Below are 15,402 nucleotides of genomic sequence, written 5' to 3' on the forward strand. Positions count from 1 at the left end.
CCACCGCCGCTGGCCATACCCTGGACCTTCCCTATACCTGGGGAGCAGCCATTCGCAACCAGGTTGGAGCCAGCGGATATCTGAGTGGCGGGAAACATGGCTGGTCTTTAATCGGCACCTTGCACCTCAATGCCATCACCGGGCAAAACATTCAGACCAATTTAGGGGCCAGTACTTATCTGGCCGCAATGAAACCGGTATTTACCGGAGCCGGTTGGTGGATCACGGTAGGACCTTCTGTTTATGCCGAAACCTACGCACGGAATGCGGATTTCACCTCGCCGGGATATGGTGGGTATTTCAGTCCGCAAATGATGGTACAACCCTCCCTCAGTGCGAGTGCCAGCCATTGGTGGCATGGCGGTGGAGTCAATATAAGCGCGGCTGTCGGCTATCAGTGGCTGCATCAGGCGGGAGGCCCATACCTCGGTTTCGGCGCCTTGCGAAATCAAGTGACCGCTTCGCTGGGAACGCAGGGGCTGGCTTTATCCCCATATGCGAGTTCCAGCGGACACAATATAGCCGGATCGGTCAATGTCGTGCTAACACAGCAGCTCTCGACCCACTGGTATCTTGATGCCGGGGCTTCCTATCAGGCTAATCCGGCATTTCAACAAGCTCAGGCAGGGCTGGATATTCGCTATGTGTTTGGAAAACGGAAAGCGCCCAAACGGACCTTCCTGCCTGCCCAGTTTGTTTTGGGCATGGGTCGCTATGGCTAGATGGTGCACTAAAGGGAGAATCGGCATGCATACGTGGGAAGTTCTACCCGAACCTACACACGAAAGCAGGATCAAAAGGATACGTGATTGGTTTCAACTCAAGACCCGACTCATGGGCATGGGATCGCTAGCCATGTTGTTCGCCATGGGCGGTTGTGCTCTGTTACCAGCGGGGAAGTACTCAAGTCCGAATCCCGCTCCTTGGTACCATTTATGGAGCAGTTATCAAGCCCGGTTTATTGATGCGCAGGGGCGGGTCATCGATTGGGATGATGGGGGGGTTACCACATCTGAAGGTCAGTCATACGCGCTGTTTTTTGCCCTGGTCGCCAACAACCCCGCATTGTTCCAGAAAATACTTTCCTGGACGCAGGACAACCTCGCGCAAGGCAGTCTTGCCGCTCACTTGCCCGCCTGGCGTTGGGGCGAACGTCCCAACAAAACCTGGGGGGTACTGGATGAAAACTCGGCCGCAGACGCGGATCTGTGGATCGCCTACACCCTGATTCAGGCAGGCCGCCTATGGGACCGCAATAGCTATACTGCCATGGGGACCCTACTGGCGAAGCGGATCAACCAAAAAGAAGTGGTCGATCTCAAGGGCTTGGGACCGATGCTCATACCGGGCAACAGGGGCTTTCACATTGCTCCGCAAACCTATGTATTCAATCCCAGCTATCTACCCTTGCCGGTGCTTGAAGGCTTGGCACACGCCCTACCGCATGGTCCCTGGCATGCCATGGCAGAGCACCTGCCGGCTTTTATAAGGGCCACAAGCCCGCATGGGTTTACCCCGGATTGGGTAGCCTACTCCCCCACAAAAGGATATTACGAGGCACCACAGGGTCCGAGTAGCAGCTATAACGCCATCCGCGTATATCTCTGGGCAGGCATGAGCAATCCGGAGAGTGCTGGAACACAGCGTATTTTGCAGAGCATTTCCGGGATGAGCCGTTATTTGAAATCGCATTTATTGCCACCAGTCGATGAAAACTGGCTAACCGGAAAACCATCAGGAACCGGTCCCGTAGGTTTCTCGGCGGCACTAATCCCCTATCTGACACAAAAAGAGATGGACAAGGCCGTCCATAACCAATGGCTTCGGCTCAACGCCGATTATGACCAGGCCAATGGCCTCTATGGGAAGATGCCCCATTACTACGACCAGAATCTGGCGTTGTTCGCCCTAGGATGGGTGTATCACACCATAAGGTTTAATCCGAAGGGGGAACTGCAACCCTCATGGTCCACCGGGAAGCCGTAGAATGGACACAAAAGAGGACAACAACATGGCACAAAATATCTTCGGCGCATTGCCCTGGAAGTCAGGTTTTCGTTATAAGCATAAAATAAAGCCCACAAGTGCTGCGTCTGTTGTTCTGGCGCAGACCATGTCGGTGCATAGGATTGGAATCACTGGAAACCTCAGCATTCAATGGCACGACTCTATGATAAGCACGAATGTGAAAAGTGCAGGCACACACACTGAGAGAACATTTGACGTCATTACGACACGTGATTATCAGAGATTTAATAAACTATTAATATCAGTGATTAATAACGGCGAAAATCTACATGTCGAAACAGAAAAAATATTTAATCAATTCTGTAAAAAAATATTGCGTGAGCTAGGACCATTAAAGTGGTCCAGTCTCGTTGAGATATCCGACGCTGGACATCCCTTGCAGAGAGAACGGAGCTTGATCTGTGAAAATGCACAAATAAAGTCGAAAATACGATCTCTAATTAACAAGGGGATACCAGAAAAGGCCGCTTTATACGACTTATTCGATCCAACGACACCCATGTTTCTAAGGATGTTGCAAGACTATGCTCAAGAAGTGGCTATATTTCCTGTCCGGCTTGAACGATTTAAGGGACTGTGGATTGTGGGTAGTAATGAACCCCGGTACATTGAAAAATTTGGTTTCGAAAATCTGGCTGTTGCTCCGCGTATACTAGAAATTATTGCTAGCGCAAGGGAGCACGCTCAGCGTGATCCCTTAACCGGCCTTCCTAATCGAACATTTCTGCATTACTGTCTTACAGAAGCCAGATCACGAAGTGTCAGAAAAAAAACCCAGATGGCAGTTGGTCTATTAGATCTGGATGGATTTAAGATGATAAATGATACTTACGGACATAAAGCAGGAGATTGGATATTGCAGGAAATAACTTCACGTTGGAAAAAAGTTCTACGCTCATCAGACACACTATTACGTTTGGGTGGCGACGAATTCATCATTCTTATTGAAGATCTTAAAAGCATTAATGATGTGAATAGGTTGATGAAAAGGGTTCATGCACAGGCTACAGAACTATTTGTTTATAATGGACACAAAATTCAACTAGATGTAAGTGCCGGGATCACTATATTCCCTCATGATACAGGAGATAATGACATACTGTTAGATCATGCAGACCAAGCCCTCTATTGGGCAAAATCCAGCAAATCAAAACGTCAGCGGTGCTATTTTCTTTACAGTGATATAAATAGTAGTGTGGCTTCATGAGTGAGGCATAAATATATCAAATGAAAAATGATTATTTTTTGTGGATTAAATGGCTTGTCCTTGTCGATATGTAATTAGTGCAATATGGATTTACGATTTGTTGTTGGGAACTCAAAGATGTTATGTCTAGACTTATGTATTTATGACCTATGAAAAAGGAGGTATCTACAATGCGAGCTAATGGAACTGATAACTTGCTCACCATCGGATTATTCCATGTCGCTTTGGTTGCAAGTGCGAACAGAGAAAGTAGCGATTTACTTGTGGATGGGTTGCGAGAGATGATTACTGGATTACACGCATTAATGGATCAAGAGCATTTTAAGATTGAATTTTTTAATGGTCAAGATTTAGAAAGAGATCTCTTGGATTTAGAACACTTGATATTATTGATGCTTGAAGAGGCGCGCAATGAATCAAAGAGCCTTGAGAGGCAGTGTGCATTGAGCCAGTTGCTTGATGCACTGACTGGGTTACGCTGGGAGGTCGTCCATCATACCAGGAATAACAGTCATCGCCTAAAGGCTTTTGGTACCATGAATAACGACAATCAACTATCCAATATAAAACTTCATAGACTTAAAACACATTGAATATTTATCCAACTGATGATGGAAATCGCTATTCGCATTTTCCTGGCAATGGGATAGTTTGATGACCATTGTTATCTGGTTTATGGTATTTATGATATCAATCCTCTGAATTTTAATTTGGCGAATGAATACCAACAGATGTGATCTAATGCTAATGTGAACAGCGGTTTCGACAGGGGCGAACCAATGAATAATTGGGTATATGAACTGTTTCCTGAAAGTTTGCACGGAGAACCTGCAGGCTCTCGTCGGCTTTCCCGTGTGGAAGATCATGAAAACATTCAAATCAGTCTGTATGTAAAGCGACACCCGGTGAATGATATTCTGCTTTCTCGTGAGAAAGTGCTGGCGAGAAGGGAGACTCTGTATCGTTACGACCTCGATATTGTCAGTACATTTGCCCAGGATCATGGTCTCCAAGTGTTGGAGGCGGATGCACGCCGCAGGCGGGTGCGTATTTCCGGGACGGCGGCGCAAATGCGGAAAGCCTTTAAGGTGGATCTGTATTGGTACCAAGGAAAAGCAGGAAAATTTCGTGCATATGTTGGTGTTCTTCAGGTACGCTCAGACCTCAAAAATGTCCTGGAATCTGTACTTGGATTGGATGAACGGGTTATTGCTCATCCCCGGCTGAGGCGTTTCGACAGGTCTTCAGCCACAACATCCAGTGCCTATCTTCCCAATCAGATCGCAGGATTTTACGGGATACCCGTACATCCGACAGGTGCTGGAGAGTGCATTGCAATTATCGAGTTGGGTGGAGGTTTCCATCAGTCCGATATTCGTACGGCATTTGCGGCGATGGGGTTGACTCCCCCCAATGTGTTAGCCGTCAGCGTGGATGGTGGTGAAAACAGTCCCACTACGCCTGACTCAGCGGATGCCGAGGTTGGGTTAGATATCCAGGTGGCCGGCGCCGTCGCCCCTGGAGCCTTGATTTTTGTTTACTTTACGCAAAATACTGATGCGGGATTTGCTGACGCCGTATCTTACGCGGCTACCGACAGTAGCTATAACCCATCTGTCATGTCCATCAGCTGGGGATCACCAGAATCAGAGTATTCAGCGCAAGCGCGCAACAGCCTGAATTCTGCTCTGCACGACGCGGCAGAGGCAGGGGTAACAATCACGGTCGCTGCAGGAGATAACCTTTCTACCGATGGTCTCAACGATGGCGCCGTACATGTCGATTTTCCAGCCTTCAGTCCCTATGTGGTCGCCTGCGGCGGAACGTCAATTACTGTCAGTAGCGGACGGATTAGTCAGGAGGTGGTCTGGAATAATGGTACCAGTGGTACTGGAGGTGGAATATCTGGAATATTCCCGGTCCCTTCTTATCAGTCTCAGGTGAAACTTCCAGTCAATGTTAGTTATGGATCCTCTGGAAGAGGTATGCCCGACGTGGCTGCGGATGCGAATCCTTTCACAGGATATCAGGTGACTGTAGATGGTGAGACTTTCCCGGTAGGTGGGACCAGCGCAGTAGCACCGTTATGGGCAGGTTTTTTTGCCCTGGTGAATAATGCTCGTGACAACGCGTTAGGATATGCAAACCCAATTTTATATAGCCAGACAAAGGGATTTCGTGAAGTTTTACATGGGAATAATATTCCCGCCAACTTCAATCTAGGGTATCGAGCGGGCCCAGGGTGGAACGCATGCTGTGGGCTCGGTGTAATGATTGGCCCAGATCTGTTTAAAAATTTGATTCAATGAGGTTGAAAACTGGAACCAACTATTTATAAATTTTTAAAAAACCGAAAGCGGATTAAGTCTAGGGAAATAAAATGTTGGTCCGGATTCATTATGGTGCGATCTGTTACAAACCGGTCAACGAGGCCACTGGGATAAGAGGCTATAGCCATTTAATATGCCATAGAAAGTATGATGCTGGCTGCAGGCATAATCTTCTTTCTGGCTGATGAAGTATTAACAAGTATACATTATAGGTTTAATACTTTGTTTGAGCCTGTTATTTTGTGGATTAGATTTCACCTATTTTAAAAAAAACGGTTTGTAGGCCTGCTGCAATTGGCAAGTGAAGAAATATGGTTGTCGCCAATGAGCGACTCCATCAATAAGCATGCTTATTTACACAAAGTGTATATATCATTATGATTATAATAAAGTTTATGTTATTTGTAATAAGGCGTGATGAATACCAATGAGGAAACATGTATTCACGAGGCTACTTGTTCCATCAAACAATTAAGTGTTAAATGGTTTAAATATATTGGAATCAGTTAGTTGTAAAAGTGGCATGAGTATTGCTATTAATTCAAGAGTTTTTATTGATTAGGGATAAACAATGCGGGACATTGTTATACAAGCTATTAACAGTTTTAATTGTTGATTTTAGGATACAAGAAAATACCATTGCTGGGCTTTTTTCTTTTCCTGCAAAAGATTATACTGGGTAAATAAGCAATGATGTTAATCGCAAAAGTTTACTGCTGATAGACGGGTGCGTCATATTTGTTCGGGTGCCTATACCTAATTTTTGTGTGCAATATTTATGGCGGTGGATTATTCTGGATTTATGTGGTAAGCGAAACTCACTCTAGGTGTATTAAATAAGTGTTAAAGCTATCACAAATTTGTTATTTATTTTTTGCCATATATTGCCGAAATGTTTAATTTCGCACTTATGTGTTAGGTTTACTCCTGTCAGGCTGGCGAGTGAAAAAAAGTTAAGAGGAATGTTTTATGTTGAGAAAACACAGATTAATTACAATGGTTGTTATTGTACCAAATGTCATCGCGATAATTTATTATTTTTTTATCGCATCGGCAACGTACAATTCATCGGCGCAGGTGGTTGTGGAAACCACTTTGCCCCACTCAGGAATTGGCCAATCCAGTCTCACTTCCTATGCTCCAGAAAGAGTAAAGAATGCTTACACCATAAAGAATATAATGCTTTCTTGGTCAGCCTACCAACATATCCGAAATGAGTTGCCACTGAGGAAATGGAATGCATCCGGTGATTTTATTACAGCCTACGGCGGAGTAGATACATTTTTTTCACGAAGTGACGTTGCGCTATGGAAATACTTCGATCATCATTTTTCTGTAAGCATTAATAAAAATGATGGGGTGATGTCCTTAAAGTATACTGCATACAAACCGCAATGGGCCCAGAAAATACTGCAGTCAACGCTGCAATATGCCATAGGAAAAATGAAGAAGATGGGCCAGAAGGTAAGAGAATCTCGTTTGGCTGCTGCAAAGGCTGCAGTCGCTTCTGCACAGTCTGGTCTAAAGACAGCAAATAACCAATTATCTCTTTATCGAAAAAAAACATCAATCTATAACCCAAAACTTATTTTACAGAATGAACTACACTTGCTGACCAACCTTTCAACAAGGTCTGCGGAGTTAAGCGCAGATGCAACAGCGTTATCTCACGCCGCACCTAAAAGCCAAGCTGTTTCAGGATATAATAAAGCAATTTTTATGCTTAATAAAAAAATTAAAAGTGCAAAGCAAACGCTACTTGCGAACGATAATATAGCTCATCTTTATCCTGTTCTAATCGCCAATCAATCCATTGCTGAAAGACTTTTAAATCTGGCTAAAGAAAGCGAACAGAAGGCCTTGACTCAGGCTGATGCTCCCAGTTTTCTAGCCATAAAATTAAGCGATCCTTCTTTACCAAAAGGATCTTCCGGGCCTGACAGAATGGTTGATACCATGATTATTTTTGGGATCACCTTATTATTGTGGAGCTTCTTAAGATGAAATGGCAGTTATATCCAGTACCTTTTATCATTAATTTATTATTGTTAGGTTGTTCCAGCCTTCCACATAGCGGACCCTCTGTGTCGGCTATGCAGCATGCTAATCTGGCAAACTTTATCATTGAACCAGTGACTCCTGGCAAAGCGCTTGCATTATCATTAGAGACTAAAAATAAGAGAGAGATTAGATTTGATAAGGCGTTAGGCAAGCTGCGGCATTGGTCTCAAAAAAAAATAACCAAGGATCTCATTCAACCTGGTGATCAGTTGCGAATCACGCTTTGGACAACCCATCTTTCCTTATCTGGTGGGCAATCGTTGTCATCACCGCTTCATAAATCCCGGTTGGGTGATTTTTTAGTCGGACAAAACGGGTCTATTCAATTGCCTTATTTAGGTAAAGTTGAAACCGATGGATTAACGCTGAACGGGCTGGAAAAAAAGATTAACAAGAAGTACAAGAGTACTGAGAAATTTATTATGCCCTATACAAAAGTGCAATGGGCTCCACATGGTCATTTACAAGGCGTACTCATTAGTGGAGCTGTAATGCATCCTGGTTTATTTCCTTGGCGGCCAGGTGGGTTGTCGATTGCTAAAATTCTCGCCAAATCAGGTTTAAAGAATGTTCCGTTACAATCCAAAGATAAGAACCATTCTGTAGAGGATGCTTCTACTTTGGTGGAAATAAGTTATCATCATCAACAGGTAACCTTACCTTTTCAGATTCTCTATGTGCACCATCTGCGTGTGCCTTCTGGTGCACATATATTGGTTTCACAGACGGCTGCTTATAAAGTCACACTTCTTGGTGGAGGGGTACTGCATCAAGGCCTGTATTCGTTTGGATCGATACCGAATATCAATGGATTGCTTGCAATGAGCGGCGGGCTTCAGAGCAATACAGCAGATGATCGGGAAATATTTATCATGCAACCATCCCACAGAGTAGGAACTAAGTCCATTCTATATGTATTACGCTGGAATACAGCTGAAGGATTACTCTCTGCTCAAAGAATGCCTTTACATAATGGCGATTTAGTCTATATACCAACGGCGCCAGTAGTGCCGATTGAAAAAGCGGCACAAATATTCAGTGATTTCTTGCTGCCAACTGCTTTAATTAGTAATGCGGTTAAATAAAATGATAAAAAAGACATGGGTTCAAAAAATACCTAAAAAAAGACTGTCTGTCAGTTCGCATGCTTTGCATGGTCGCTGGAAAGCGTGGCAAATAGGGAATAAACTACCGAATATGGGGGCATCTCCCTGGGAGTCTAGAGTAAGGCTACGTATGCGATTGATACGCTTTTTATCAGTATTGACTACTCTGGTTTTGGTTTTTTTATCTGATCAATTGATCACTGGACAACATTTGCAGTTGCAATGGCGCATAGTGTATCTATCGATCTATGGTGCCATGATGTTTTTTATGGCCGGCAATTTCTATAAGGTGCTTTTTGGTGCATGGTATGCTCGACGTGGGCCAAAAGGAAACCCATGGCACCCGATGAACCATCTGGAAATGCCTACAGAAAATGATCGTGTGGCAGTGCTCTTCCCGGTTTACCATGAAGATGTTTCAAGAGTGGCGGCAGGGATGGCTGCATGCTATCGATCTCTTGCAGAAAACTATCCAGCTTATCTACCCTTATTCGATTTTCATCTTTTGTCAGATAGTCGTAAGGCAGGTTACCGGATTACGGAATTGGCTTCGATTTACCGACTACGCAACCTTTTTCAATCTCATCAGTTTTTCTATCGCTCCCGACCAGTCAACAGTAATGCCAAACTGGGTAATGTCACAGACTTTTTCCGGCGGTATGGGTCTGAGTATCCATTCGCACTGGTGATGGATGCCGACAGCGTCATGGATGGAGAAGCTATAGTGACTTTGTTGCAAGGCATGGTTGGCAATCCGCGTATCGGTATATTGCAAAGTAATCCTCGCCCTGTGTTCAGAGAGACTGTTTTCGGACGGATGCAACAATTCGCATCCCATCTGTATGGTTCCGTTTTTTCCTATAGCATGCAGGCTATGTATATGGGGCATGCCATTTACATAGGGCACAATGCCATGATCAGGGTAAAACCGTTTATGAGATATGCCATTTTACCGCAGCTGAAAGGAAAAAACCTTGGGGCGGAAAGCCGCTTTCTCATGACATAATTGAAGCTGTAGCATTAGGCCGTGCTGGATATGAGGTTTGGTTTCTTCCTGAACTATCTGGAAGCTATGAAGAAATTCCCGCCAACATGCTTGGTTTTCTGATCCGAGAGCGACGATGGATGATGGGAAATCTTCAACATATCCGTTTCTGGTTTTTGCGCGGAGTGCAGGGATTACATCGCGAAACTCTCATCAATGGGGTAATGGCTTATTTTTCTGCCCCGCTCTGGTTTGCTTTTCTTTTTGTATCAGCTTATGGCGTCCTCCACTTTATGGGGGTTGTTCGTATTTCTGTCGTAGGGCTAAAAATGCTTAAAGTTCCTGCTGGCATGCTTCTTGCTTCGAGTCTGGTTTTTTTATTTCTACCCAGAATGATGGCGGTGATGTTTCATATTGATTCAAAGAGAGCCACACATTATGGTGGCAAGGATAAACTACTTTGGTCTGTCGTATTGGAAACGGTATTTAGCTTTTTGTGGTCGCCCATCATGATGATCTACATCAGCTTGTTTTTTTGGCAATGGATTCGTGGAAAATCTGTGAGCTGGGGAGCGCAGGATCGTGGCGATACTGCGTTGTCTTTGAAAGATTCGTGGACCTATTTCGGCAAAGTTTCCATTTTCGGTCTATCAGCCTGGGTAGCTCTGGTGTACTACGTCAAGCATATACCATCGGCAGAAAAGGCGCTTCTATACACTCTATCGTCCGGTTGGGTTCATCCATACAGTTTGCTTGTTTGGTATTTTCCCGTGCTGGGTGGGATGGCCTTGTCAGTATGGCTTGCTAGATGGTCAAGCTTTCGACTGCAATTACTTAAGAAAATAAAATTATTCATGATCTCTGAAGAGGTCAGAGAACCCAAAGTGCTGCAAGATACACGTAGAGCTGAGGCCAAGTTTAGGAATATGCTTCCAGATCCTGATGACTTCCATCAGGTTTGGGATTTTGCAACAACCTGCGAAAGCTTTATACGTTGCCACCTCCCTGAGATTAGGGAGAGGCCCCAAATATATAAAAGATTTACTCAAAATATACAAAGTAAAGTCTATGAAAAAGATGCCTGGTTATGGATCACTGATAAACTATGTTACCAGGAAATTATCATTCAAGCGCAACAGATTGGCTAGTTGGATGTTTCCGCTAATGAAAGCGGTTGGGCAGTTTTTAAAATTCATTTCTTGAGCTGTTGTCTGCATGATGAGTTATCCTTTTCTTTTAGGCTGATTCGTTCAGCATTGGCTGCTTAATGCCGTCCGGATCAAGTAGTGGCTCTTATGAATCGTCGCGCTGCCATCCTGGTAAGGGGGAGGCATCCATTATGTCTTCACTGCAAAAGTGTCAATTGCTGAGACGCAGCTGTTTTTTTTACCTGGAGGTCGTTCAGAATCTCGCTTTAACATTCTTGGATGGAGGACATCCCAGATACGGGTGGCGCCATTGTCGTGAACTTGGTTGCATCACTCACTGTTTCAGGTACTGGCGCAAGAAATACTGATAAATGATACGCCTTATTCGGTGTGTTATCCTCATAGCTTGCATATGAATAGGTTTCATTAATATAAACTCATAATCCCGTTTTTACGGAGACAACCTTCCCAGAAGATCCTCCCACAACTAAATGGTTTCTACTGAGCAAAACATCTGCTGGTCCAGGAGACCCAGCAGAAAGATGTCTTTTAAATAAAACCCTTCCATTATTTGGGTTAATCACAAACAATACACCGTGACTGTTGACTAAATATAATTTACCATTATAAATATTAGGATTACTGACATCTTCTCCAGTATCAACAGACCAAAGTAAACGTCCAGTACCAACCCTCAAAGCATATAGTATATGAGTTATCCGAGGCTCTATAAAGATAGTACGATGCCAAGCAGTGAGTGGAGGATCATAAATTCCCGCCTTTTCCGGATCATGATTGGACATCTTGGAAAAATGAACGGGGATATCTAAAAAGTGCGCCACTCTACGGACGGCAGCAATAGTCCAGTTGGACCAATAGTACTTTTCATCCAGTAGACGTTGATGTATCCATGAGTTGGGAGGCAGCCTCTTTGTATAAATGGTTTTATTAAAGATCACATTACCTGTTTTTGCCTGCATACCAACAACCTGAAAGGTGAAGTATTTCATCTTTTCATGTCGCCAGAGATGGTTGATAATCTGCAACGGAGCATATGGTGGATTACGCATATATGCTGTATAAACAATTCCATGAGAGAGGACTGGAGATGCTTCAGCGAGATTTTGAGCATGAGAAAGATTTTGTGACCATACCACCTTATGAGTTCGCCAATCGATATCATAAAAATAATTTTTGCCTGTAAATGAATTATCAGTCCCAAAATAAAGCTGATTCTGTGCATGCAGAGGTGAAGACATTGCTGACCAACCACTAATTTTTGTTTTCCATAGAATATGACCCGTTTTCTCGTTCAAAGAAAAGAAATGACCACCGCCATCAGGGCCAAGGATTTCGCGATTTACATACGCAGGTGTTGGCATAACTTGACAGTGGGTCAAATGTTCCCAGGCAATATGGCCTGTTTTCCTGTGAAGCGCTATCACTCCATGCGGGTAGGGTGAACGGCAAGAATAACCTTTATTTAGCGCAAACATGCGCTTTCCACCCATTCCAACAATGACCAAATGCCGAGTAACAATGGGTTCTGTCATACTGATATTAGGTAATTTTGTGGACCAAATTATCCGACCATTTTTCCCGTCAACTCTGACGACCTTTCCTTGTTGAGGTTTTGATCTTCCAGCACTTATATACAGATTGTTTTTGTGGATATTGATTGGGGCGATAATTCTTTCACCTAAATTTATTGTAAAGCTTCCCAACTTCTGATTCGATGTATTCAGGTGGTGAATATTATCTTCAAATTGATTCACTGACGATGCCGAAGCTATAGCCATGGGCTCGGTTGCAAAATATAGAATCACAACTATTAACCAAACATGTTTCAATGCATTAATTTTTTTTGTGGTGATAGACAATAATCTGTTCATTCTCATTTCTGGCCACCATGGTTATCAATCAACTCAAGAGAATCACCTGTGATTTTTTTAGTTAATCTGTTAGTACTATAGAAAATAATATTTTTTACAAACAATAGTAACGTGTTATTTACATACGCACCGTCAAATATAGATTTCATAACTTTTGTTACTCTCCAACTACATTGCCCTGAATCCTCACAACGATTCGTAATACAAGGTTGGCAATAAACCCTCCAACAATAAGCATAATATTGGCAATTTGCATATCAATATAAGCATCTGATTTTTTCTGAAACACCAGTGCTGCAGTTTTGGTCCCATTGGCAAGAAGCTCCAGAGTAAACAATGAAGACGCAAATATGATCAGGACTATCAATATCACATTAACGGCAACATTCCATGTATTATGATTAATGCGTTTTGCAATTAACACCGAATCAGAATAGTAAATAATAGACATCAAAGACATTTCTAAGGCAATTTCAGTAAAATTCCCAGAATAGATTCTTATCACAATAAAAAACAAATAAATAAGCACGGGAATGCTTAATATGGAAATCTCCGAAAAGGAATCGATGCAAATGTGGATTATTTTTTCTATTTTATTAAGATTCATACGCACTCCACGTGATCAACAAAGCGAGTAATATTAGCTCGCAAAAGTATTGATAAAGAAAATTATCTTTTTATATTTATTGGCAAGCATTATCAAATACCTATCATTTAATTTAAATGACCATGATGAACAGCCCCATCATTACCCATTACGAAGCAACTCCCCAGGGGCTGTTTTTGAAAACTTCAGATCTGTAAGTGAAAATGACAGATCATTTCCAGCTTGCCATTAAATGACTAATTTCTTACGCCATTGTCCCTGTTCCATCATTGGTCCAAATAGCATGTAGTAAGGCCCCTTATCCAAATGAGCAAGTACGCCTTCATTGTGAATCTGCCGCAACTCGTAATCCAGCATCGCATGGGCTATGCCCATATGTGCATGTTCAGGAGACTCCCATTCCATATGCACCAAGTACTGCGTTGGCTTCTGTCCCGGAATCAGTGGCTTATCAGGCACCTGACTGCCATAGTTGGTATTGTACTCCGGTGGATTGGCGCCCAGTGTGGCCTTCAGCATCCCTTTGGGGTCAAACTGAAAGGATCCTATGGCAGAAACGCCAAACTGTTTCATGATCATCCAGCCGATCATGCCCGGAACATTTTCTTTCATCCAGGTGAGCGTCTCTATGGCCCCTTTTTCAAAAGCTTCCTCATGCCCGTCCATCACCCAATGGTCACCAATGGCAATACTCCGTTTTGCCGATAATGCTACTTTAGGCACGGGCTTCTGCTCTGCGAAAGACTTTCCTAAAGCTGCAGGGATATCGGTCATACCCATAATCAGGGGGAGATCGGAACGAATGACTTCATAATAGGGTTCCCATGGTCCCTCTATGACCATATCCAGACAGCTTCCACATAATTCAAAAATCTCCTTGAAGTTTTCATGATGCATCTCTTCATGCGACTTCACGTCTTTCCATACAGTGTACTGAAACATGGAAATAGGATTCAGGGTTTCATGCATATCTACAGCGCCACCACCATAGCGCCCAGCCATGGGATGAATGCCCGTCTGCAATAATTGTTCAAAACCTAAAAACCCGGGGTGCGAGGCCGTAGTGATACAAACCTTGGGCCCAACCTTCATCATGGTTTCATAACTTTCCGGTCGATTGGCTACTTTTGACTGATTGATGGCAATAATAGGATTTCTACTCATATATTAACCTCCAGTAGTTACTCATGGAATAATTTTGACAAGATAATTGTAGATTAATTCATCTGTAATTATCTCAATTATGAGATTAAGCAAAAAATTTTTAATCTGACAGCTTATCTTTGAAGTCACCCCATTTTTCCTGTACTTCTCCTGCTTCTTTTATGACTTTACCTTCAGCCTCTTGCTGAGCGTTTCCGGTAATTTTACCGGCGACTTCTTTGACGGCACCTTTGACCTGTTTTACCCGACCTTTCACCTGTGTTTTATTCATCATAATCTCCTTTATGGATAGCGCCATTCATCCAATGAACGGAGCTATTATCGCGCTGCGTGGGCCAACTTTTCCGTGTGTTTATTAATCCGATTTAGGAGTGCATGGATTCCACCTTTTTTCAGAGCACCCGTAAATTCGGCTTTCTGCATCGCCAGGTTGCTGACGCCGTCTGTCGTTACATTGACAATTTTCCATTGGCCATGGTTTTGGCTGAGCAGATAATCAAACGTGTTGTTTTTACCACCATTGCCGGACTTCAACGTACTGCTGACCATCATTCGGTGGCCAGGCACGCTCTTGGAGACGGGACTACTAAACTTTTGACCGGCGTAATGGGTGAAATGCGCGGCATAATTTGCCACAGAATAATCGGTCAGCGCCTGCACGAACTGCTTCTTTTCTGGAGCAGACAGTTTATCCCACGCGGTTCCCAGGCTGTAGTGCGCGATCTTTGAAAAATCATAGGCGTGGCTGATTTCGGGATACAATGCGTGAAAACGACTCTCATAGCTACTGGATGGCCCCATTTTCATGGAGTGAATGAGCGCCGTGTTAAGTTTAGTCACCACAGTATCAGGCGCATTGCCTGTTGATGCGACA

14 protein-coding genes are annotated in these 15,402 nt (G+C 43.6%); 9 read left to right on the forward strand and 5 right to left on the reverse strand.

The genetic code is table 11. The annotated features are described in order from the left end of the window. From BLW97_RS13355 to BLW97_RS13395, 9 genes are all read left to right on the forward strand, one after another. A partial coding sequence (locus BLW97_RS13355; protein WP_158025172.1) for a cellulose synthase subunit BcsC-related outer membrane protein occupies positions 1-722 on the forward strand: 722 nt, incomplete at its 5' end. A gap of 25 nt (positions 723-747) precedes the next feature. Next, complete coding sequence (bcsZ, locus tag BLW97_RS13360; protein ID WP_077218425.1) at positions 748-1,986, forward strand: cellulose synthase complex periplasmic endoglucanase BcsZ; 1,239 nt, start codon at positions 748-750, stop codon at positions 1,984-1,986. A gap of 1 nt (position 1,987) precedes the next feature. Next, entirely contained in the window at positions 1,988-3,235 is a 1,248-nt protein-coding gene (locus BLW97_RS13365; protein WP_075323405.1) for a GGDEF domain-containing protein, read from the forward strand. 170 nt (positions 3,236-3,405) lie between these two features. After that, the gene (locus BLW97_RS13370) at positions 3,406-3,828 is read left to right on the forward strand and encodes a hypothetical protein (protein WP_065975276.1); all 423 of its coding nucleotides are present in this window, start codon (positions 3,406-3,408) and stop codon (positions 3,826-3,828) included. A 186-nt stretch (positions 3,829-4,014) separates the two neighbouring features. Then, positions 4,015-5,544 carry a S53 family peptidase gene (locus BLW97_RS13375; protein WP_075323406.1) on the forward strand — a complete coding sequence of 510 codons (1,530 nt, stop codon included), beginning with the start codon at positions 4,015-4,017 and terminating at the stop codon, positions 5,542-5,544. 990 nt (positions 5,545-6,534) lie between these two features. After that, positions 6,535-7,569 carry a hypothetical protein gene (locus tag BLW97_RS13380; protein WP_075323407.1) on the forward strand — a complete coding sequence of 345 codons (1,035 nt, stop codon included), beginning with the start codon at positions 6,535-6,537 and terminating at the stop codon, positions 7,567-7,569. Next, positions 7,566-8,711, forward strand: a complete 1,146-nt coding sequence (locus BLW97_RS13385; protein WP_075323408.1) for a polysaccharide biosynthesis/export family protein — start codon at positions 7,566-7,568, stop codon at positions 8,709-8,711. The genes BLW97_RS13380 and BLW97_RS13385 overlap by 4 nt, the downstream gene beginning before the upstream one ends. A gap of 1 nt (position 8,712) precedes the next feature. Further along, positions 8,713-9,738, forward strand: a complete 1,026-nt coding sequence (locus BLW97_RS13390) for a glycosyltransferase (RefSeq protein WP_158025174.1) — start codon at positions 8,713-8,715, stop codon at positions 9,736-9,738. A 119-nt stretch (positions 9,739-9,857) separates the two neighbouring features. Beyond that, positions 9,858-10,865, forward strand: coding sequence for a glycosyltransferase family protein (locus BLW97_RS13395; protein ID WP_143214886.1), 1,008 nt, complete (start codon positions 9,858-9,860; stop codon positions 10,863-10,865). Between the two features lie 437 nt (positions 10,866-11,302). Here BLW97_RS13395 and BLW97_RS13400 read toward each other — a convergent pair whose 3' ends face one another. The 5 genes from BLW97_RS13400 to BLW97_RS13420 all read right to left on the reverse strand — a co-directional run. Further along, the gene (locus tag BLW97_RS13400) at positions 11,303-12,763 is read right to left on the reverse strand and encodes an outer membrane protein assembly factor BamB family protein (RefSeq protein ID WP_077218427.1); all 1,461 of its coding nucleotides are present in this window, start codon (positions 12,761-12,763) and stop codon (positions 11,303-11,305) included. 151 nt (positions 12,764-12,914) lie between these two features. Beyond that, positions 12,915-13,364: a hypothetical protein gene (locus BLW97_RS13405; protein ID WP_075323412.1), complete on the reverse strand. Its 450-nt coding sequence runs from the start codon at positions 13,362-13,364 to the stop codon at positions 12,915-12,917. Between the two features lie 228 nt (positions 13,365-13,592). Further along, positions 13,593-14,528: a sulfur oxygenase reductase family protein gene (locus BLW97_RS13410; RefSeq protein WP_075323413.1), complete on the reverse strand. Its 936-nt coding sequence runs from the start codon at positions 14,526-14,528 to the stop codon at positions 13,593-13,595. 100 nt (positions 14,529-14,628) lie between these two features. After that, on the reverse strand, positions 14,629-14,802 hold the full coding sequence (locus BLW97_RS13415) for a CsbD family protein (RefSeq protein ID WP_075323414.1): 174 nt from the start codon (positions 14,800-14,802) through the stop codon (positions 14,629-14,631). A gap of 44 nt (positions 14,803-14,846) precedes the next feature. Further along, positions 14,847-15,402: ABC transporter substrate-binding protein (locus tag BLW97_RS13420; RefSeq protein WP_075323415.1), on the reverse strand; the 556-nt coding region annotated here is incomplete at its 5' end.

The sequence above is a fragment of the Acidithiobacillus albertensis genome (genome assembly GCF_001931655.1).
Classification (GTDB): Bacteria; Pseudomonadota; Gammaproteobacteria; order Acidithiobacillales; family Acidithiobacillaceae; genus Acidithiobacillus; species Acidithiobacillus thiooxidans.

Coding starts and splice junctions, on each gene's coding strand:
- bcsZ (WP_077218425.1), top strand. CDS start 748: ATGCATACGTGGGAAGTTCTACCCGAACCTACACACGAAAGCAGGATC.
- BLW97_RS13365 (WP_075323405.1), top strand. CDS start 1,988: ATGGACACAAAAGAGGACAACAACATGGCACAAAATATCTTCGGCGCA.
- BLW97_RS13370 (WP_065975276.1), top strand. CDS start 3,406: ATGCGAGCTAATGGAACTGATAACTTGCTCACCATCGGATTATTCCAT.
- BLW97_RS13375 (WP_075323406.1), top strand. CDS start 4,015: ATGAATAATTGGGTATATGAACTGTTTCCTGAAAGTTTGCACGGAGAA.
- BLW97_RS13380 (WP_075323407.1), top strand. CDS start 6,535: ATGTTGAGAAAACACAGATTAATTACAATGGTTGTTATTGTACCAAAT.
- BLW97_RS13385 (WP_075323408.1), top strand. CDS start 7,566: ATGAAATGGCAGTTATATCCAGTACCTTTTATCATTAATTTATTATTG.
- BLW97_RS13390 (WP_158025174.1), top strand. CDS start 8,713: ATGATAAAAAAGACATGGGTTCAAAAAATACCTAAAAAAAGACTGTCT.
- BLW97_RS13395 (WP_143214886.1), top strand. CDS start 9,858: ATGATGGGAAATCTTCAACATATCCGTTTCTGGTTTTTGCGCGGAGTG.
- BLW97_RS13400 (WP_077218427.1), bottom strand. CDS start 12,763: ATGAGAATGAACAGATTATTGTCTATCACCACAAAAAAAATTAATGCA.
- BLW97_RS13405 (WP_075323412.1), bottom strand. CDS start 13,364: ATGAATCTTAATAAAATAGAAAAAATAATCCACATTTGCATCGATTCC.
- BLW97_RS13410 (WP_075323413.1), bottom strand. CDS start 14,528: ATGAGTAGAAATCCTATTATTGCCATCAATCAGTCAAAAGTAGCCAAT.
- BLW97_RS13415 (WP_075323414.1), bottom strand. CDS start 14,802: ATGATGAATAAAACACAGGTGAAAGGTCGGGTAAAACAGGTCAAAGGT.